This is a genomic window from Paucibacter sp. M5-1, assembly GCF_027498415.2.
In the GTDB taxonomy this organism is placed as follows: domain Bacteria; phylum Pseudomonadota; class Gammaproteobacteria; order Burkholderiales; family Burkholderiaceae_C; genus Roseateles_E.
On sequence record NZ_JAPZLM020000001.1, the window covers coordinates 5,273,472 to 5,293,078 of the forward strand.

At 64.7% G+C, this 19,607-nt stretch carries 12 protein-coding genes, 1 tRNA gene and 1 pseudogene; 1 reads left to right on the forward strand and 13 read right to left on the reverse strand.

What is annotated here, in order from left to right; all coding sequences use genetic code 11:
- Nucleotides 1-904: 904 nt before the first annotated feature.
- The 9 genes and pseudogenes from O5M90_RS24955 to O5M90_RS24995 form a co-directional block, all read right to left on the reverse strand.
- Nucleotides 905-1,336 carry a hypothetical protein gene (locus O5M90_RS24955; RefSeq protein WP_269838996.1) on the reverse strand — a complete coding sequence of 144 codons (432 nt, stop codon included), beginning with the start codon at nt 1,334-1,336 and terminating at the stop codon, nt 905-907.
- Between the two features lie 20 nt (nt 1,337-1,356).
- Nucleotides 1,357-1,914, reverse strand: a complete 558-nt coding sequence (locus O5M90_RS24960; RefSeq protein WP_269838995.1) for a hypothetical protein — start codon at nt 1,912-1,914, stop codon at nt 1,357-1,359.
- A 421-nt stretch (nt 1,915-2,335) separates the two neighbouring features.
- Nucleotides 2,336-2,503, reverse strand: a pseudogene (locus O5M90_RS24965) (alkylphosphonate utilization protein); the annotation flags it as partial.
- A 46-nt stretch (nt 2,504-2,549) separates the two neighbouring features.
- The gene (locus tag O5M90_RS24970; protein WP_269838994.1) at nt 2,550-4,655 is read right to left on the reverse strand and encodes a hypothetical protein; all 2,106 of its coding nucleotides are present in this window, start codon (nt 4,653-4,655) and stop codon (nt 2,550-2,552) included.
- A 1,066-nt stretch (nt 4,656-5,721) separates the two neighbouring features.
- Nucleotides 5,722-6,969, reverse strand: coding sequence for a tyrosine-type recombinase/integrase (locus tag O5M90_RS24975; RefSeq protein WP_269838993.1), 1,248 nt, complete (start codon nt 6,967-6,969; stop codon nt 5,722-5,724).
- Nucleotides 6,970-7,143: 174 nt separating this feature from the next.
- A tRNA-Arg gene (locus O5M90_RS24980) sits at nt 7,144-7,218 on the reverse strand.
- A gap of 63 nt (nt 7,219-7,281) precedes the next feature.
- Nucleotides 7,282-11,373 carry a translocation/assembly module TamB domain-containing protein gene (locus tag O5M90_RS24985; RefSeq protein ID WP_269838992.1) on the reverse strand — a complete coding sequence of 1,364 codons (4,092 nt, stop codon included), beginning with the start codon at nt 11,371-11,373 and terminating at the stop codon, nt 7,282-7,284.
- 43 nt (nt 11,374-11,416) lie between these two features.
- On the reverse strand, nt 11,417-13,270 hold the full coding sequence (locus O5M90_RS24990; protein ID WP_440402426.1) for an autotransporter assembly complex protein TamA: 1,854 nt from the start codon (nt 13,268-13,270) through the stop codon (nt 11,417-11,419).
- Nucleotides 13,267-14,448, reverse strand: a complete 1,182-nt coding sequence (locus O5M90_RS24995; protein ID WP_137944031.1) for a vWA domain-containing protein — start codon at nt 14,446-14,448, stop codon at nt 13,267-13,269. The genes O5M90_RS24990 and O5M90_RS24995 overlap by 4 nt, the downstream gene beginning before the upstream one ends.
- 110 nt (nt 14,449-14,558) lie before the next feature.
- Here O5M90_RS24995 and O5M90_RS25000 point away from each other — a divergent pair, with 110 nt between their 5' ends.
- Nucleotides 14,559-15,833, forward strand: a complete 1,275-nt coding sequence (locus O5M90_RS25000) for a sensor domain-containing phosphodiesterase (protein WP_269838990.1) — start codon at nt 14,559-14,561, stop codon at nt 15,831-15,833.
- Here O5M90_RS25000 and O5M90_RS25005 read toward each other — a convergent pair whose 3' ends face one another.
- Genes O5M90_RS25005 through O5M90_RS25020 form a run of 4 tightly spaced genes read right to left on the reverse strand, consistent with a single transcriptional unit; the run spans nt 15,834 to nt 19,548 of the window.
- Nucleotides 15,834-17,891: a S9 family peptidase gene (locus O5M90_RS25005; protein ID WP_269838989.1), complete on the reverse strand. Its 2,058-nt coding sequence runs from the start codon at nt 17,889-17,891 to the stop codon at nt 15,834-15,836.
- On the reverse strand, nt 17,867-18,475 hold the full coding sequence (locus O5M90_RS25010; protein WP_269838988.1) for a GNAT family N-acetyltransferase: 609 nt from the start codon (nt 18,473-18,475) through the stop codon (nt 17,867-17,869). Before O5M90_RS25010 ends, O5M90_RS25005 begins: the two co-directional genes overlap by 25 nt.
- Nucleotides 18,476-18,697, reverse strand: a complete 222-nt coding sequence (locus tag O5M90_RS25015; RefSeq protein WP_269838987.1) for a hypothetical protein — start codon at nt 18,695-18,697, stop codon at nt 18,476-18,478.
- Nucleotides 18,694-19,548, reverse strand: coding sequence for an AAA family ATPase (locus tag O5M90_RS25020; protein ID WP_137944026.1), 855 nt, complete (start codon nt 19,546-19,548; stop codon nt 18,694-18,696). The genes O5M90_RS25015 and O5M90_RS25020 overlap by 4 nt, the downstream gene beginning before the upstream one ends.
- Nucleotides 19,549-19,607 lie beyond the last annotated feature (59 nt).

Below are 19,607 nucleotides of genomic sequence, written 5' to 3' on the forward strand. Positions count from 1 at the left end.
AGTTGGCAAGTCCCCTTCCATCATGGAACGTTCTGGGATTTCGAAGCGCTGGAATTTAATCGGCCAGAACAGACTTGGTCTTATGATGAAGAAGGTGATCAAGTTTCCAGTACTAGGGTTAAGAGACATCGATTTGAGGTTGTGGTTTTTAGTAATTTTTTAACAACAAAAGATCAAGCGCGGGCATATGCACGTCAAATAGAGAATTGTGCAAAATATTTGAGAAACAACGGCATCCTAATTGTGGTGGGAGCTAAAGCGTCAAGTCCAAAGTACCGTGCTGTGTATGAGGAGATCTCGAAGATTGTCCTCTCCGGTCGTTACGGCAATCGCCGTCTGCTCGCCAGTTGTGAGCTCGTTGATCTAAAGACGCCCGTCATGAGTTACTCGTGGGCGGACTCTTACGGTACTCGACTCAAGCAGCTGATCTCCACCGTGCATGCGTCCTTGCAAGCGAAACTTGGGGAAGCTCTACCGGCTGAAGTAGACGATTTGTTGAAGAACGCAATGCGGCCCGAGTACTCAAAGCCAATCGAATGGGAGTTGCTTGTGTTCCGGAAACGAGCTCGCCCACGGCACCCGCCGAGTACGCGATTGGCCGGGCATTCCTAAGTTGCTCTTGCCAGCCTTCTAGGCTCCACTGGATGGCGGAATGCCAGTCTTCAGTTGTGGCAGCTTTGTGGCAAAAGCCAAAAACTCTGGCTTTTCTGCAAAGAAAAAAGGCCTGCACTTTCGTGCAAGCCTTTGATTGTCAACAGTTAATGTTGGCTCCTCGACCTGGGCTCGAACCAGGGACCTACGGATTAACAGTTCTATGGGTGGATTCAGAGAGTCCGGGTTTTGATCGCCTGGACTTGGCAGCCCCACCAGTTGTGTAGAGCTACGCGACCAGAGTGATTAGTGATCACTTCGGGTGCTTGCAGAGGGCTACGCCGATCATGATCGCCCACAGCAGCCCAACCAGCCCAAAGTAGCCGGATGCTCGCCAGTACCACTGGCGCTTCAGGTGGTCGTAGAGAGGCGGGAACTGATCGGCATTCTTCGGCTGCTCTCGCCACCATCTGCAAAGAGCTTCCTGCTGATCCTCTGATGCGCGTACACCTACTGCCGCTGCGGCCGCGGTGAGAAGTCCAATGCTCGCTAGGACGAGCATGATCGGTGTACTTTTTTCAGTTAATGAGCTGAATGGAGTAGGCCCCAGAACTGCCCCGGCGCCGGTTAGAAGGAGACCCTGGATCACCAGTGCCCAATGCGTCCGTATGTTGGCCAAGTTGTCCTCATGCTGGAGTTGGCTGACCAGCATTTGGTACTTTTCAACTGCGCTGGGGTCATCCATCGAAGAGCCTCCTGAGAAAATCAGCTTCGCCCCTGAATCTCCAGTATTGCTTTGGCAGGGATGGAAACCTTGGCCCACACAAGACTAGCCCCGCCTGCCGAGGCCTCACGCCTGACATCCAGTACTGGGAGCGATGTCCCTGCTCTTACTAGCCGAACAGGCCCAGAACTAGTAGATGGATTGAATTCTGCAATATCTACCTTGGGCGCGTCCGCGTTGTCAACATACGGAGTGTTCTTTGAGACCATAACCTCTTTGAAATTCTCGACAGCTTTCTCGTTGGGTGCTGGGGCTACGCCTTCTGCCGGCGGCGCCCAAACCCTATCGCTGTTCACGCGCCCTACATAGACCCACCCGACCTCTGCTGAGACGACGGAAGTAGCAGGCGTGGCATTGGCTGTGATCACACTATTCGTGCGTTGAAGTTCAATCTTCTTTGCTTCGAGTTGAACCACCTCTGACTTCAACGCAACGAGTTGCTCGGTGACTGGCACCAACTGCCTTGATGCAAAGACAGTTGCTGCGACGGCAACGAGCGCAACGACAATTTGCACATTGACCAAAAAGGAAGTTTTCATCGTTCCGCACCTCGAAGTCCCATGCGTATAACCATCACTACTATCAAGCCAAGGCCAAGAATTCCACCTCCCTTGGCAATCCCAGCAATAGTCCCGATATCAGCTGCCGTGATAGCACCAGTGCATATGGCATAGAAAGTGCCGAACACAATAATCGGAAGGCATAGACATCCAGTTGATACGACGATCAATCCCTGTATGTGTTTCGGTCCCCAAGCCGTAGCCATTGCCTCTCCCGCCGCTGCTGAGACTGCAGAGGCTAGTAGTAAAGCAGGCTGCTGAGTGTTTCTTCATCCTCACTTTTGCTGAGGACGAAACGAGGTGGCACAGCGTGCGCAAGCCGACTGCCGATGTGGATCTACAGACTGGCAGGTGTATGGCGCACCCATCAGTCTGGATGTCGATCGATGCAAGCCTGCGATCACGCCTTCTTCACGAACTCCGACTTCAGCCCTATGGCGCCGACCCCGTCGATCTTGCAGTCGATGTCGTGGTCGCCGTCGGCCAGGCGGATGTTCTTGACCTTGGTGCCGACCTTGACGACCAGGGACGAGCCCTTGATCTTCAGGTCCTTGATCACGGTGACTGTATGCAGAACCCAGCATTCATGCGGCCAGGAAAGCGAAGGCTCGGCATTACGCCTGTCGATGCTTCTGCTGGATCAGGAAGGCTTTGTTCAACGCTGTGCTGGCCGCTTCGGCATGCTCGGCAGACTCGTAGCTCCTGCTGGCAAACCAGTCGGAAAACGAAATGCCCGAATTTCGAGCCACCCAACCGGCCATGACCAAATCAATCGTCGGCTGGCTGCGATCCGTATGGCCGGTGAGGGTCAGGCAGCGCACAGCCTCGTCGGCGTTTGCAGGTACCTTCAGGTTCTGACGCCAGTTCATGCTGTAGGTGATCTGTTTGATCGCATCCGGCAGGCGACTGCGTTCCCGCTCAGCAGCAAGCGCGGCATCGCGCTCTGCTTTCTCGGCTGCTGCCGCGATGGCCTGCGCCTCTGCCTTGGCCTGCGCCTCGCGCATTACCTCCTCTCGCGCTTGCCAAATGCGCTCGCAGTAGCGGTTCGTGCCGAGGTCTTGTTCTAATATCTTCCTCAATTCCGGAAACATGCTTGCCAGGACGGGATCCAAATCGACTTGCCGGACATATGTCGTTGCGCCCGCACTAAGACTGTCGAACACCTGTTGTCGTCGACTGTCGTAGGCGTATTGCTGATCCGGCCTGATAGCAGGGTTGCAGTGGTCCATCGCCTGATGTAGCAATCCCACCCAGGAGTCGCGTTCCCATGGGAGCGAGCTGTCCATCATGGTTACGAGAGTGCTGTAGTCGAGCGGTGCCGCGCCGGCTTGGCTGGCTCGAACGATCTCGGACAACCGTCGCGCTACGCCTCGATCAGAGACTACATCCTTTCCAAGCTCGAAACGGGATATCACGTGTGCGACTGCGGCCTCGAACTCGCCGTCTGCCCAGACCATCCCATTGGCGGTGACCGGCTTTCTGCCTGCCCAGCGGTGCTCAAGCAGCAATCGCAACTCTCTGAGAGCTGCGTATCTGCTCAGGCCACCGGCCCAAGCTTGACGCCCCTCTGCCTCAGCCTGAGCCTGGCGAGCGCGTTTGCGGCCCTCCTGCGCCTTCGCCAGCGCGTGCGCTGCTGCGGCTTCCTTTCGAGCAACTGCAGCGTCGCGCGCTGCATTGGCCTTGAGTTGAGCTTCGGCCAACATCTGACTGATCCGAGCGTGGTGCAGCCAAGCCTTGCATTGGAGGTCCTCGGCGACGAGCTGGCGAAGCTGAGAAAGGCTCACCTGACCGCCTTGCCCAAATCGCATGACATCGAGTTCAATGCAGGCAACGTCATCGCGCTTGATCAAGTCGAGCTTGGTCAAGGTCACCTTGTGAGTGACCGCCACTTCAACCAGCAATCTGAACTGCCCCAGGATGCTGTGTTCCGCATGCCCCACACAGACGATATCCGGCCGATAGCCATCGAAAAGCACCTCGTCGGCCACATCGGCGATGGACAGCCATGTGGAGGGCACGAACACCTCGACGGTGTGCAACTCGCCGCCATCCTCTGCGGCGCTGACGTTCTGCCTGAACTCGGGGGTTCTCAGACGACCGAGGCTGAGCAGCGCGTCCTTGATCGCCCAATGGATTAGCGATTCGGAGGCCTGCTTCCTGGTCGCGCCGACAGGCAAGCCGAGCTCATCGGGCCTGATGTCGAGCTGCTCCAGGGCTTGATTTCGAGCCTCATCTTCCGCCATGCGGGTCAAGCGCGCATCGTCCTGATGATGGACGATGCGCAGCCACTCCGAGTCCAGTGAGGATCGGGCGACGATCTCTTCCGGTGACATCCACGCAACTTCGGGGTCGTTGACTTGCACTTCAATGACCGCAAAGACGGAGCCGAGTTCGCCGACCTCCTGATGGCCGCGCAGCATCAAAACCACCTGGCGTCCGCTCTCAAGCGTCAGAATTGCCCTGACCGAGCTCACAAGGCGATGTTCGATGATGGCTTCTTTAATCGCTTCTCCGATCTGCTCAACCTCGTACCGCCGTCCGCTCTCGCCAACATACGTCGATGTCCTGCGCGGAGGCGGAATCTCAATCAAGCCGCGCTCCGATAGGAGCTTGAGCGCAGCCAGTTCCGCAACCCGAAACTTGCAACCGGGACCTTGCTGAGCCTTGTGATGGCGGAAGAAAGGGAAGCGCCTGCTGTTTGCATCATTGCCGGCGCTCACGGCTTGCAGGCGCGCATTGCACGCCGGGCAGATACATCCGCAACGGAGTCCTGTCTGCTCACGCCTCAATTTGCCGATATACGTTGGGCGGCCAGACGCAGCATCGACCGCCCAAGCCATACCGCCTGCGGGGCGCTCTCGGACAGGATTTCTTGTTGCGAAGATCATGTGCCTTCCTTGTCAACCTGGTTCGATTTTTCCACCCCGCTAGCTCATGGGATGATCCAGCCGCCTTACGAAGAACCAAAAAATGGCGCGGGAAACGATCGCTGCAATGATCGCAGGCGATGCCTAGTTTTAGGGACTGAACTCTCTGGAAATGCTCGCCTCAATAATCGTGCAAGAAGCGTCATAGATTTGACTGAGTCGATAGCTTGGGTCTCTGGGAAGGGGGCGTGGCAGCGTGGACTTCTACATCGACGAAAGTGGCAGCAGCGGAGACTTGATTCACGCGGCGCATATCTGGGCTTCACCAGCCAGCCGGTGTTCCCGTTGGCTGCGGTGGGCTTCGATGACGTCAAGGTAGTGGGCGATATGGTTGCGGCCCGGATTTCGGCACCCGCGCCGCATGACCACGGGGTGCAGCCGGCCCACCAATACAAAGCGGCCCGAGGGGCCGCCGTGTTCTGGGTGAAGCGTCAGGCCGCTTACTGCTCCTGCGCCAGAGCTAGAAGCGGATGCCGGCGTTTGCGCCTTTCACGCCTGCCGCCTCGGCCAACGCTTGCGCGAAGTTCAGCGCGAGGGCTCCGACACCTACGCCATCAAACAGGGGGTCAAGCTGCTGGGTGATGTTGGGTGCCCTGGCGGCGTGCTGGTTGTGGCTCTAGCCATGTCGGGCTCCTTCGGCTTGCGATTGCTAGAGAAGCTATTGCAACTTCGTCGAAGGGCGGCCTCCGACGAATCGACATGCTGTTTGGCCTACCGGAAACGAAAAAGGCCACCTATGGCGGCCTAAGTCTTTGATTCATATGGTGCGCCCGGTTGGGATCGAACCAACAACCCCTGCCTTCGGAGGGCCGCAGGTGATGTGGAGCGTAGCTTGAGCCTGGATGCCCCGCCTTCTTGTTCACGAAGAGGCGACCCTGAAGTCGATGACCTTCGCACCGATTCGCAACTGGTCCAGGTAGTCCGCCCAGGTTTGCATCAGCGCCTTGCGCTTGGTCATGTACTCGGCGCGATCATAGGCCGAGCCGAGAGGCCCGGATTTGCCATGCGCCAGCTGAGCCTCAATCACATCAGGTTCGATGCCAGCGATGTTCTCCACCATGATGGTGCGGGCCATCGCTCGGAAGCCGTGGGCGGTCATTTCGTCCTTGCTGTAGCCCATGCCGCGCAGGGCGGCATTCACGGTGTTCTCGCTCATCGGCTTGTCGCCGGTGCGAAGGCTCTGGAATACGAAGCGGCCATGGCCGGTCAACGGCTGGATCTCGCGCAACGCGGCCACGGCTTGGGTGGCCAGGGGTACCAGATGCGGCCGGCCGTTGAGCTTGCCCGCCTTGGCGCGTTTCATGGCCTCGGAGGGAATGGTGAGCATGGCACCGTCCAGGTCAATCCATGACCACTCCAGCGACCGGATGTTGCCGGGGCGCTGGAACAGCAGCGCAGACAGCAGCAGTGCGACCTTGGTCGTGGGCTGGCCCTGGTAGTTGGTCATGGCCCGCATCAGCTCGCCGGCCTTGGCAGGGGTCAGCACCGCTGCCATGTGCTTGACGGTGTGGGTCTTGAAGGCCCCGACCAAGTCGCGGGCCGGATTGCCATCGCACTTGCCGGTGCGAATGCCGTACATGAACACCTGCCCGGCGAACTCGCGCAGATCGCGCACCAGCTGGGTGGCGCCGCGAGCTTCGACCCGGCGCAAGGTGTTCAGCAGAATAGGTGCGTTGATGTCGCGCAAGGGCAGGGCGCCGATCCAAGGGAACAGGTCTTTCTCGCAGCAGCGCAGGAACTGCGCGGCGTGGACCTTGCTCCAGTCGCCGGCCTTCTTCTCGTGATATTCCTCGGTCACGGCCTTGAAGGTGGTGGCCGAGGACACGCGCTTGGCGATCACTTCTGCCTTGCGGGCCTGGACAGGATCGGCGCCCGTTTCGCGAGTCTTGCGTGCGGCGTCCCGGCCGTCGCGGGCGGCCTTCAGCGACACCTCGGGATAGCTGCCTAGCGCGAGGCGCTTCTCTTTGTCGCCGAAGCGGTACTTGGCAAACCAGCGCTTGGAGCCGCTCGGTGCGACCTCCAGATACAGGCCACCTGAATCGGTCAGCCGGAGCCGGGTCTTGCCAGTCGGACAGGTGGCGTTTTTGCAAGCTTTATCGGTGAGCATGGGGGAACAAAGTCCTGAGGAGGTGGGGGAACGGTGCTTTGTTCCCCCAGATGTTCCCCCACCCGACCTGAGCTGTAAAGCAACCCCATGAGCTTCGATGGCATGAAAAAATCCTCTAAGTGATTGATTCACATGGAGGCTTGATCGCTTGCAGGACGCTCTGAAACGCTGTCTTGGTCCCTCCGGCGGGAATCGAACCCACATTTGCCGCTTAGGAGGCGGCCGTTCTATCCATTGAACTACGGAGAGCTATTGCCCCGAAGCCGAGGCGGCGCGAATTGTCGCATGAGCCTGAATGCTGGCGCGCCTTGTCTACTCCCACTTCCACTGCCAGATCAGGTCCACCGCGCTCTCCTCGCCGGCCTGGGCGCGCAGGGTGAAGCGGCGTGCAATGCGGTAGATCAGCTGCCAGCTGCCGGTGGTGGCGTTGAGACTGCGCTCGTAGCCGAGGTACCAGCGCCGTGAGATGTTCTTGCCCAGGCGCACGATGGTGCCGCGCGAGTCGTCCTCGCCCTGGCTCAGCGACAGCTCGTCCAACCCCAGGTTCTTGATCAGCTTGCCCGAGGTGCTTTCGCCCTCGCCGCTGAGCAGGGCCAGCGCGGCGCGCTGCAGCAGGGCCGTGTCGGTGCGGCCCAGGCCATCAGGTGCACGGCCCAGCAGCAGCCAGGAGAGCTTGTCGGTGTCGCCCATATCTGGCTCAGAGAAGAGCTTGATGCGCGGATTCAAGGCCGTGCCGGTCAGCGTCACGCCGACCCGGACATCGGTGTTGGGGCGTACCGCCAGCACGTTCAGGCGCGGATTGTCGACCACGCCCGCAAAAGTGATCTCGCCGCGCTCGATGTCCAGGCGCTGGCCATAGGCGTCATAGGTGCCGCCGAAGGTGCGCAGCACGCCGTTCAGCGTCGGCCCCGCGCCCTGGTGTGCCAGCTTCAGCTCACCGCGCAAGCGGGTGTCCAGGCCGCGTCCCTTGATGCGCAGCTGCCGACCCAGATCCAGGGCCAGCTGCAGATCGATCTTTGGCGCGCGCCCGCTGGCTCGCGTGCGCCCGGCTTCGGGCGGAGCGCGGTCGGGGCGCAGTACCTGCACATCGTCGTCGAGGCTGGGCGCATCGCCACGGCTGAAATCGAACAGGCCTTCGTCGACCGTGAAGCGCCCATCGAGGCTGAAGGCGTCGCGATCGATCTTCAAGCTGGCCTGCCCGCTGGCGCTCAGGCGGCGGTCAACCCGGCTCAGCGCGGCAAAGCGTTCGGCCGTCATGTTCAGCGTGAGCTCGGGCTTGTCGCCGAGCAGGGCGCGGCCCTGGGCGCTGAGATTGCCCTCGCCGCCGCGGGCGCTCAGGCGCTCCAGGGTGGCGGTGCTGCCATCGAGCTTCAGCGAGAACTCGCCGTCGCGCACATCAACGCCCAGCAGCGGGTTGCGCAGCGCGATCTGTGCGCCATTGGCCTGGCCGATGATCTCCGGGGCACCGACCTTGCCGGCCAGCTGGACTCCGGCATTGAAGCTACCGCCCAGGCGCCAGCCCGTCGGCACCCAGCTGCCCCAGGTGCTCAGGTTTTCGACATTGGCCTGCAGCACGCCCTCCAGCGGCGCATCCGGCGCCGGCCACAGGGCTTGCGGCGAGGTGCGACTGGTGATGGCACCGCCCAGCACGCCCAGATTGCTGCCGGCCACCGCCTGGGTGAAGTGCCAGACACCGCCGCTGGCCAGCAAGCCCAGGCGCAGCTCGCTCAGGCCCAGGGCCTGGACGCCGCCGGCCTCGTCGGTCACGGTCAGGTCACCGCCAGCACGGCTGAGCGCGATGTCGACCTCGACCTGCGGCGCGCTGCGCACCCGCGCCCGCCCACCCATCACCAGCTTGCCGCCCCAGCCGAACTCGGGCTGCCAGCGCGCCAGCAGCGGCGCCACCGCGAGGGGTTCCAGTTCGAGCTCGGCGCTCAGCTGCGGCTGCCCGCCAGCGTCACGGGCAGCCAGCCATTGAATCTGGCTCCAGCGCAGCCCGGCACCGGCCAGCTCGATGCGGCCCGGTGCCAGATCGGCCTGTTGCAGCGTGATCGATGTGCCCAGCTGCAGGCTCAGCTTGACGTCGCGCGCCGAGACCCAGTCGGGCTGCTCGCTGCGGGTGGGCCGCAGCAGCAGCCGGCTGGCCTGAACCTGCCAGTTGACTGGATCCTTCGCCTGCTGCCAGGCCAGCCAGGGCGAGGCCGAGAGCTGGCCGTTCAGCGCCAGCAGCAGGCTGCCACTGAGGCCCGCGGGGTCGGCGATGGTGGCGGCCCAGGCCGGTGTGGGTGTGTACCCCTGGCCGTCGAGCTTGAGTTGATGGCGCGCCCAGCTGCCCTGCAGATCGAGCTGGGCCTGGCTGAGCAGGCTGCCGTTGAGACTGAGCTGCTTGAGCTGGGCCTGGGCCCGCAGCGGGGCGTCGATGCGGCTGTCGAGCTGCCAATCCAGGGTGGCGCCGTCCAGGCGCAGGCTGTCCAGCCCGGGCAGGTTCTTCAGCTGCAGCGCCTTGATGTCGAGCCGGCCGCTGGTGCTGCCGCCGCCGTCCTTGCCACCTTCCTTGCCGTTGATTGCCAGCGTGCCCTGCAGGCCGCCGCTGAGCTGGGCCTGCGGGGCCCACAGCGTCAGCAAGGGTGTCAGCGCCGCGAGTTTCGGTGCGGCGATCTCGGCGCGGCCCTGTGGCGCGGCGCCGCCCTGAGCGCTCAGACGCAGCCGGTTGTCGGCACTGCTGAGGTCCAGCTGCAGCTCGGGCTTGGCCTTGCCGCTCGCCTGATAGCTGATCTGGCCGTCCAGGCCTACGCCGGCCAGCAGGCTGGGCTGGAGCTGCAGCTTGGCGGTGCCCAGCGGCCAGGCATCGGCGCCCTGACGCAGCTCGGCCTGCAGCGTGGCATCCAGGCTGTGCTGGCCCTTGGCCCAGCCCGAGCCGGCCTCGCCCGCCCAGAGCAGGCGAGGATCGAAGTCCTGGGTGCTGGCGCTGAGCTTGGCGCTCCAGCCCTGCGCGCCGCTGGCAGGCAAGACCTGGCCCTTGATATCCAGGCGCGAGGCGCCCGATTGCAGCAGGGCCTGCTGCAGCTCGATCTGGCGGCCGTCGCTGTTCGCACGCAGCTGCAGCTCGACCGGCCGGCTCAGCTTGGCAGTCTGCTGCCAGTCGCCGCTGAGCCGCCCATCCAGGTCCAGGCTGGGCCGCTCGCCGAGCTGGCCCTTCAGGTCGACGCGGCCGTTCAGGCGCAGGGCCGGCAAGCGGGCATCGAGGGCGGCGCTGCGCAGCTCGCTGACACGGGCCTGCAGCTGCAGGCCCGTGCCCTGGGCGCTGAGCCGGCCGGCCGGCGCGCCGGCACTGCCCAGCTGGGCCTCCAGCACATCGACCTTCAGGCTGCTGAGGTCCTGCAGGCCCTGCAGATGATCGGGGCGGGCCTGTAGATCGAGCTTGAGGCTGTGCACCGGCAGGCGCTGCTGGTCCCAGCGGCCGGCCGCCCCATTGCGCAGCTCGGCCAGCAGATGGGCCGGCTGGTCCCAGGCGCTGGCCTTGAGCCGCGCATGGCCGCTCAGCACGGTGCTCGGCAGGCCGCTGTGCAGGGCCGCGAGGTCGAATTTGTCGGCGTTCAGCTCGGCGGCCTGCAGCGGCCAGCGCGCGAACGGGCGCAGCGCGGCATTCAGCTGCAGCGCCTGGCCGGCGGTCTCGGCGCTGGCCAGCAGCGCCGGTGCATCCAGCGGGCCCTTGAGCGAGGCCTGGGCCTGCCATTGCTCGCCGGAGCGCAGCAGGGCCTGCAAATCCACATTCATCGCAGCGGTGGTCTGCACACTGGCCTGGCCGCTGAGCGAGAGCTTGTCCCAGGCCAGGTGCTGCAGCTCGATGCGATGGCGCTGGCCCTCTTGTTCGGAAAGCCAGACCCCGGCGCGCAGATCGCGCAAGGGCTGCGCGCCTAGCGGCGGTGCGTGCACCTCGTCCACGCGCAGCTCGGCAATTCGCACCGCCAGCGGCAGGGTCAGGTCTTGCGGTGCGGCGCTTGGCTCGGTCGAGGTCGGGCTGTCGGGCCAGCCCAGCGTCAGGCGCCGCGCCTGCAGGCGCTTGATCTCGAGCCGGCCCCACAGCAGCGGTGTGCGCTCCCAGGCCAGGCTCAGGCCTTGCCAGCGCAGGTCCCGCAGCTCGATGCTGAAAGCGGGGCTCTGGTAGCGCAGCCGGCGCGCCGAGAAGTCGCCCAGCAGCGGGCCCTGCGGCGCCTCGATCTGCAGGCCTGGCGCTTGTTGCAGCAGCCAAGCCGTACCGGTCTCGGTCTTGAGCCCCCAGTACAGCGCCAGCGCAGCGGCGGCAGCCAAGGTCGGCAGGGCCAGGCTGGTGGTAAGCAGCAGGCGGCTGCGCTTCTTGCGAGGCAGCGTGGCCGGTGCCGGCGTGCTTTGCTCTTCGCTCATAGCGCGATCCCGACGCTGTTCGGCGAAGCCGCAGTGTCTGACTTCATAGCGCGATACCTACACTGAAATGCAGCCGCCATTTGCGCAGCTCATGGCCGCGCGCGATGTCGATGCGCAGCGGCCCGACCGGGCTGCGCCAGCGCAGGCCGATGCCGTAGCCCAGGGCCGGTTTCAGGTCGCCCCAGCGGTCGGCCGCATTGCCGGCGTCGATGAAGGCTGCGCCCCAGAGGCTGGGCATGGCTTCGCTGATCGGACGGGCAATCTCGGCGCTGGCCGCGAACAGCATCCGGCCGCCAACGCTCTGGTCGCCCTCGGTGGGGCCCAGGCTGCGGTAGGGGTAGCCGCGCACCGAGTCGTCGCCGCCGGCGCGGAACAGCAGCTTGTCGGGCACGCCGACGTCCTGCTTGACGAAGACCTGGCCCACTTCGAGCCGGGTGTTGGCGTACCAGGTCTGGCTGCTGAGCTTGAAGGGCCGGTACCAGGCGGTCTTCAGATTGACCCGGCCGAAGAAGCCGTTGGCGCCGATCGAGCTGTCGGCGCGACCCAGGCCCAGCTGCAGCGAGGCCGTGTGCCCCTCGGTGGGCAGCAGATTGTTGTCGACCCGCCGGCGTGTCCATTGGCCGTTGATCGACAGCGCGCCGGCGCTGACGCTCAGATCGTCGGCGCGCTCGTGCGAGCGCAGCAGCTCGATGTAGTAGAGCCGCTCGTCGCGGGTGGTCTCGCGCAGCCGGCCGAGCCGGGCCGTCAGGCTGGTCTTGATCTCGCCTTCGCTGCGGTCTTCCTCCAGCGCGATCGAGCCCAGATTGCGCTGCATATCGTTCTGCGGGTGCGAGGTCAGCTCCAGCGAGGCGGCGCGCAGATCGCGGCCCAGATCGAGCTTGCTGAGGCTGCGCATCGGCAGACCGAACGGGATCAGGTGCAGGTGCTCGAGCGTGACGCGCTGGCCGGTGTTGGCGTTGTAGCCGATGCCGGTGGTGGCCTGCTGGCGCGGCGCCTCGCGCAGGCGCACCAGCACCGGCGTGGCCTCGGCCTGCTCGGCCTCGGGCTGGATATCGACGCTGGCGCCATCGAAGAGCTGGGTCTGCAGCAGCCGCTCCTGGAAGTCCAGCAGGCCGCGCTCGCTATAGGGCTGGCCCGGGGTGAAGCCGGCCAGGCGCCGCACGGTCTCCTCGTGCTGGTATTTGAGCCCTTCGATGCGCAGCTCGCCGAGGCGGAACAGCGGGCCGCTGTCGAGCTGCAATTCCAGCTCGGCGCTATTGGTTTCGGCATGTACGCGCGCGGCCGTATGGGCCCAGCGCGCCAGCGGGTAGCCGCCGGCGCGGGCGGTGGCCAGGGCTTCGGTCTTGCCCGAGGACCAGCGGCTTTGCAGGAAATAGCGACCCGGGTCGAGATTCCAGTCCTCGCGCAGCTGGGCCCGCAGGCGCTCGGCCAGCGCCTGGGCATCCTCGCCCTGGGGCTCTTGCAGCGCGCCGGCAAAGCTCAGGTCGACCCGGGTCACCTCGGTGCGGGGCCCGGGCGTGACGGTCAGCCGCACGCGCTGCAGGCCGCGCTCGTCGGCTGCCAGGCGCTCGAAGCGGGCCTCGGCGTTGAAATAGCCCTCGGTCTCCAGCAGCGAGCGGGCTTGGGCCGGTGCGGCGGCGGCCAGGCGGTCGAGCTCGATACGGCTCAGACGCTCGTCCTCGCCGATGCGCTGAAAGCGCGCCAGATCCAGGTGCTCCTGCAAGAGGGGGCGCAGCGCCTCGGGCGCCTCGATCTCGAGTTCGTAGGCGATCTTCTGCGGGTCGGCCGCCGGCGCGCCGACCGGCTTGCCGCCATTGAACAGGCCGCTCAGGCTGGCGCAGCCCGACAGCAGCAGACTCGCCAGCGCGATGCCTGTGCGCAGCGTGCCCCCCCTCATTTGCTCAGCAAACGCATGGCGCCTTCCAGCCCGGCCAGCGAGAGCGGAAACATGCGTTGATGCATGATCTGCTGGACCAGCGCGATGCTCTGGCGGTACTGCCAGACGCCTTGCGGCTCGGGATTGATCCAGGCGTACTTCGGGAAGGCATGGGTGAGCCGCTGCAGCCATTCGGCGCCGGGCTCCTCGTTGTTGTACTCGACGCTGCCACCGGCCTGCAGGATCTCGTAGGGGCTCATCGTCGCGTCGCCGATGAAGATCAGCTTGTAGTCCTTGTTGTACTTGCGGATGATGTCCCAGGTCGGGAACTTCTCGGCGAAGCGGCGGCGGTTGTTCTTCCAGACGAAGTCGTAGACGCAGTTGTGGAAGTAATAGAACTCCAGATGCTTGAACTCGGTCTTGGCGGCCGAGAACAGCTCCTCGACCCGGTGCACATGCTCGTCCATCGTGCCGCCGACATCCATCAAGAGCAGCACCTTCACCTTGTTGTGGCGCTCCGGAATCATGCGGATGTCCAGCATGCCGGCGTTGGCCGCGGTCTTGTGGATGGTGTCGTTCAGGTCGAGCTCGAGATCCGAGCCCTCGCGGGCGAAGCGGCGCAGCCGGCGCAGTGCCACCTTGATATTGCGGGTGCCAAGCTCGAGGTTGTCGTCATAGTCCTTGTAGGCGCGCTGCTCCCAGACCTTGACGGCACTCTTGTTGCCGCCCTGGCCACCGATGCGTATGCCTTGCGGGTTGTAGCCGCTGTTGCCGAAGGGGCTGGTGCCGCCGGTGCCTATCCAGCGGTTGCCGCCCTCATGACGTTCCTTTTGCTCCTCGAAGCGCTTCTTGAGCGTCTCCATCAACTCGTCCCAGCCCATCTTCTCGATGGCCGCCTTCTGCTCGGGCGTCAGTTCCAATTCCAGATGCTTGCGCAGCCACTCCAGCGGCACGTCCTTCGTGAAGTCGGTCAGCAGCTCGACGCCCTTGAAATAAGCGGCGAAGGCGCGGTCGAATTTGTCGAACTGGGCCTCGTCCTTGATCAGCGTGGTGCGGGCCAGGTAGTAGAAGTCGTCTATCGTCGGCACGCCGTCGGCGCCGATCACCCCGGCCTTCAGTCCCTCCAGCAGGGTCAGGAACTCCTTGACCGAGACCGGCAGCTTGGCCGCGCGCAGGGTATAGAAGAACTTGATCAGCATGGGCTCGGGTGGGGCAGGTAGGCTCTTGATTATCCACATCCGATGCTGCACCGCAGCCAAGCCTGGTATCCGCTAGCATCGCGCTGACAAGACCGCCGGATCGGAGCGCCATGGCCACCGAAGTAGAGAGCACCTTGCTGGCCCTGTACGAGGCCATCAGTGAGCAGGACGGCATCTGGCAGGGCCGCCATGGCGACTGTCTGCTGAGCAGCAGCTTCCAGCCCATCTACAGCTTCCCGCACCGCCGCCCGGTCGGCTACGAGGCCCTGGTACGGGTGCAGGACGGGCAGGGGCGGCTGCTGTCGCCGGTCAGCCTGTTCGAGCGGGTCGGCAGCTTCGAGGAGCAGGTGCGCCTGGACCGGCTGTGCCGCCTGCTGCATGTGCACAACTTCGTTGCCCAGCAGGCGCAGGACAGCTGGCTGTTCCTGAATGTGCATGCGGCAGTGTTCGTCAACGTCACCGAGCAGGCCGAGATGCTGGCGCGCGCGGTCGAGGTCGTGCACCAGCTGGGCCTGCCGATGCAGCGCCTGGTGTTCGAGGTGACCGAGGACGTGATGTCGCAGGATCACAAGTTCGAGCTGGCCGTCGAGCAGGCGCGCGCCACCGGCTGCCTGCTGGCGCTGGACGATTTCGGCGTCGGCCATTCCAACTTCGACCGCATCTGGCGCATCCGGCCCGAGATCGTCAAGCTCGACCGCAGCTTGCTGACCCGGGCGATGGACTCCAAGCGCATCGCCCGCGTGCTCAGCCAGATGGTGGCCCTGCTGCACGAGTGCGGTGCCCTGGTGCTGCTGGAGGGCGTCGAGACCCAGGACGAGGCGCATCTGGCGCTGGATGCCGATGTCGACCTGGTGCAGGGCTATGCCTTTGGCCATCCCTCACCGCAGCTGCTGAGCAAGGCCGTCAGCGGCGAGGTCGAGAGCGCGTGGGAGCTGTTTGACCAGCGCCATCTGCATCTGCGTCAGGCCGATGAGGAGCGGGTCGCGCCCTTCCGTACCGCGCTGGCCCTGGCCCTGCAGCCCTTGCAGCAGGGCCGGCCGATGGCCGAGGCGTGCGCGGCCTTTTTGCGGCTGGAGCAGGCACAGCTCTGCTATCTGCTGGACGAGCAGGGCCGCGAGCAGGGCGAGCGGGTGGCGCCCACGGGCCGGGTCGAGGTGGCCGACCCGCGCTATGCGCCGCTGGAGCGGGCTGGCGATGCCCGCTGGGCCCGCCGCCCTTATTTCCGCCGCGCCATCGCCTCAATCGGTGAGGTGCAGCTGACCCGCCCCTACCTCAGCCTGCATGGCGCCCGCGTGTGCGTCACCGTCTCGGTGGCCTTCTGGCGCGACGGCCAGCTGCGGGTGCTGTGCGGCGATATCGACTGGGGCCTGGCCGAAGGCGATTGATCAGGCCTTCTTCGTGCGGCTCGGTGCCGGGTCGTGCTTGGCCAGCCAGCCGAAGAACTCGCCATACCAGAGCTTGCTGTTGCGCGGCTTCAGGATCCAGTGGTTCTCGTCGGGGTACCAGAGCAGGCGCGCGTCGACGCCCTTGGCCTTCAGCGTGTTGTAGTAGGCCAGGCCCTGGGCATCGGGCACGCGGTAGTCGAGCGCGCCATGGATCACCAGGGTCGGCGTGGCCATGTGCCTCGCGAAGGCGTGCGGGCTTTGCGAGGCCACCTTGGCGGCATCGTCCCAGTACCAGGCGCCGAGTTCCTTGGCATGCCAGGTGTAGGCGTCGTCGGCGAACATGGCCTGCCAGTCGTAGCAGCCGGCGTGGCAGACATAGGCCTGGTAGCGGCCCGGTTTCACATGACCGTTCATCCAGGCGACCATATAGCCGCCGTAGCTGCCGCCGGTGGCGAAGACGCGCTTCTTGTCGGCCCAGGGCTTTTTGAGTATCCAGTCGGTGCCGGCCTCGACGTCCTGCAGCTCCAGCTCGCCCCAGCGCTGGGTGATCGAGTCGAGGAACTGGTAGCCAAAGCTCGAGGAGCCGTGATAGTTGACGCAGGCCAGCACATAGCCCTGCGAGGCGAAGACCTGGTGGTTCCAGCGGAAGTGCCAGCTGTCGCCGAAGGCCGTGTGCGGGCCGCCGTGGATCAGGTGCATCACCGGGTATTTCTTCTTCGCATCGAAGCCGGGCGGGTAGACCAGCCACATCTGCACATCGTCGCCCTGGGCGCCCTTGTAGACCACCTCCTCGTGGCGGCAGAAGGTGTAGTCGGCCAGCAGCGTGTCGTTGAAGGACTCGATACGGCTGATGACCTGACCCCGGCCCTCCTCATCACCCTCGCTGACGACCACCGACAGGCGCGGCGGATGCTGGACGCTGTCGTGCTGCACGACCAAGGTGCCGGCTTCCAGCGCGAAGGCCGTCGCGTTGCCGCCCTCGAAGAGCTTGAAGGCCTCGCAAGTCTTGACGTCGAAGCGCCAGAGGTGGCGGCGGCCGCGCTCCTCGGCGCCGAACAGAACGCCCAGATCGTCCTCATCCCAGCGCAGCGGCGCGGTGACCTCGTAGTCCCAGTCCTCGGACAGCACGGCCCAATGGCCCTGCGTGTCCAGCACGGCAAGTTGCGAGGGCATGGTGTGCTTCTTGCCTTGGTGGCTGGCCAGAAAGGCCAGGTGCTGGCCGGCGTGGCTGTAGCGCGGCGCCTGCAGATCCCAGTCCTTGTCCTGCAGCAGCGTGCGGATCGCGCCGCTCTTGAGCTCGACTTCTGCCAGCGCGTAGCGGTTGTCTAGGCGTTTCTCGGCGGCGGGGTCGAAGGCGAACACGATGCGCTTGCCGTCCGGTGCGATATCGAAGCAGTTGGCGTCGGGGTCGGCGCGGGTCAGCTCGAGGTCGGTGCCCTCGAACAGGTCGCGGGTCTTGCCGGTGGCCACGTCCATCACATGCAGATGCGCGACCCGGCCCATCGGCACATGATGGTCCCAGTAGCGGTAGACCGCCTCGCTGGTGACGTAGCCAGTCGCCTTGCGCTCCTTGAACTCCTTGTGCGCCTTGGCCTGGGCGGCCGCGCCCTTCAGCCCGGGCCAGACCCAGGAGATGAAGGCGATTCGCTTGCCGTCCGGAAACCACTTGAAGGCCTCGACGCCGGTGGCGACGCTGCCGACGCGCTGGGCCTCGCCGCCGTCTGGCGCGATCAGGTAGAGCTGGGCTTCCTCGTCCTTGCTGCCTTGCTGCTCGCGGCGCGCGATGAAGGCAATCCGGTCGCCCTGCGGGCTCCATTGCGGCTGGCCATCCTTGTCACCGGCACTGGTCAGTGCGCGGGGCGCCCCGCCCAGCGTCGACAGCAGCCACAGGCCGGACTGGGCCTTGTTGCTCTCCATCGAGTAACGGGTCACGGCGGCCACGGCCTGGGCGCCATCGGGCGATAGGCTGGGGGCGCCGACACGCTCGATCTGCCACAGGGCGTCGACGTCGAAAGTCTTCTTGGGGGTTTTCTTCAGCGGGGTTTTGCGAGTTGCCATTGCAGATGGGTTTTGACGGTGGGCCATTCGGTCGCGGTGATGCTGTAGACGGCGGTGTCGCGCAGCGTGCCGTTGCTGGCGCGCATGTGCGAGCGCAGGATGCCGTCGAGCTGGGCGCCCAGACGCTCGATCGCGCGGCGGCTGGCGCTGTTGAAGCGGTGGGTGCGGAACTCGACCGCGATGCAGGCTAGGGTCTCGAAAGCATGCGTCAGCAGCAGCAGCTTGCACTCGGTGTTCAGCGGGCTGCGCTGCACGCTGTTGCCATACCAGGTGGAGCCGATTTCGACGCGGCGGTTCGCGTTGTCGATATTCATGAAGGTGGTCATGCCGACGATGCGCTGGTCGGCATCGAAGACCGTGAAGGGCAGCATGCTCTGCTTGCTTAGCAGATCAAGCCGGCGCCGGATCTCGGCGGCCATGCCTTCGGGTGTCGGGATCGCGGTGTACCAGAGCTGCCAGAGCTCGCCTTCGCGCACGGCGGCCTGCAGGCCGGCCTCGTGCTCGGGGGCCAGCGGTGCCAGCGTGGCGTGGCGGCCGCTCAGCGTGACCGGTGTGCAGATGGCCGTCGTGTCAGTGCTTGCCATTCAGCCTCTCAGTATCAGTTTGCGCGCCAGCCAGCGGCCCAGGCCGCAGCCCACAAGGATCAGCGCCAGGCCGATCAGCTCGGGAACCCCCCAGGCGGTGCTGGCGATGAAGTCGTAGCCCAGCCAGCGGCCGAGCTGCCAGCCGGCCAGCGCGCCGAGCACGAAGCCGATGGCGTCGGCCAGCCCCTGCCGGAAGGCCTTGCCCAGGTCTTGGCCGCTCATCGGTTGTTCCGCTGCATGAAGACCAGCTTCTCGAACAGGGTCAGGTCTTGCTCGTTCTTCAGCAAGGCGCCCACCAGCGGCGGGATCAGCACCTTGTCATCGCCGCTCTTCAGCGCCTCGGTCGGGATGTCCTCGGCCACCAGCAGCTTCAGCCAGTCCAGCAGCTCGCTCGTCGAGGGCTTCTTCTTCAGGCCCGGCAGATTGCGCACATCGAAGAAGGTCTTCATCGCGGCGGCCAGCATCTCGGACTTGATGTCGGGAAAGTGCACGTCGACGATCTTCTGCATCGTCGGCGCATCGGGGAACTTGATGTAGTGGAAAAAGCAGCGGCGCAGAAAAGCGTCGGGCAGCTCCTTCTCGTTGTTGGAGGTGATGAAGACCAGCGGGCGGTGCTTGGCCTTGATCAGCTGGCGCGTCTCGTAGCAGTAGAACTCCATGCGGTCGAGTTCGCGCAGCAGGTCGTTGGGGAACTCGATATCGGCCTTGTCGATCTCGTCGATCAGCAAGGCCACCGGCGCATCGGCCTCGAAGGCCTGCCACAGCACGCCCTTGACGATGTAGTTCTCGATATTGCGGACCTTGTCCGTGCCCTCGATGCCGGAGAGCTGGCTGTCGCGCAGCCGGCTCACCGCGTCATACTCATACAGGCCCTGCTGGGCCTTGGTCGTGCTCTTCACATGCCATTGCAGCAGCGGCAGGTTCAGGGCCTGGGCGACTTCCTCGGCCAGCATGGTCTTGCCGGTGCCGGGTTCGCCCTTGACGAGCAGGGGGCGCTGCAGCGTGATGGCGGCATTGACCGCCAGCATCAGGTCGGCGGTGGCGACGTATTGGTCCGAGCCTTGAAACTTCATGGTGTAGATCAACGACAGATGGGCAGCGGGCCAGTATACGGGCCCCCTATAATCGCGCC

Excerpts from the sequence above, each read along its gene's own strand:
- O5M90_RS24995 (WP_137944031.1), bottom strand. The coding sequence starts at position 14,448 with ATGCTGATCAAGTTCTTCTATACCCTGCGCGCGGCCAAGCTGCCGGTC.
- O5M90_RS25020 (WP_137944026.1), bottom strand. The coding sequence starts at position 19,548 with ATGAAGTTTCAAGGCTCGGACCAATACGTCGCCACCGCCGACCTGATG.
- O5M90_RS24960 (WP_269838995.1), bottom strand. The coding sequence starts at position 1,914 with ATGAAAACTTCCTTTTTGGTCAATGTGCAAATTGTCGTTGCGCTCGTT.
- O5M90_RS24955 (WP_269838996.1), bottom strand. The coding sequence starts at position 1,336 with ATGGATGACCCCAGCGCAGTTGAAAAGTACCAAATGCTGGTCAGCCAA.
- O5M90_RS24990 (WP_440402426.1), bottom strand. The coding sequence starts at position 13,270 with ATGAGGGGGGGCACGCTGCGCACAGGCATCGCGCTGGCGAGTCTGCTG.
- O5M90_RS25015 (WP_269838987.1), bottom strand. The coding sequence starts at position 18,697 with ATGAGCGGCCAAGACCTGGGCAAGGCCTTCCGGCAGGGGCTGGCCGAC.
- O5M90_RS24985 (WP_269838992.1), bottom strand. The coding sequence starts at position 11,373 with ATGAGCGAAGAGCAAAGCACGCCGGCACCGGCCACGCTGCCTCGCAAG.
- O5M90_RS25010 (WP_269838988.1), bottom strand. The coding sequence starts at position 18,475 with ATGGCAAGCACTGACACGACGGCCATCTGCACACCGGTCACGCTGAGC.
- O5M90_RS25000 (WP_269838990.1), top strand. The coding sequence starts at position 14,559 with ATGGCCACCGAAGTAGAGAGCACCTTGCTGGCCCTGTACGAGGCCATC.
- O5M90_RS24975 (WP_269838993.1), bottom strand. The coding sequence starts at position 6,969 with ATGCTCACCGATAAAGCTTGCAAAAACGCCACCTGTCCGACTGGCAAG.
- O5M90_RS25005 (WP_269838989.1), bottom strand. The coding sequence starts at position 17,891 with ATGGCAACTCGCAAAACCCCGCTGAAGAAAACCCCCAAGAAGACTTTC.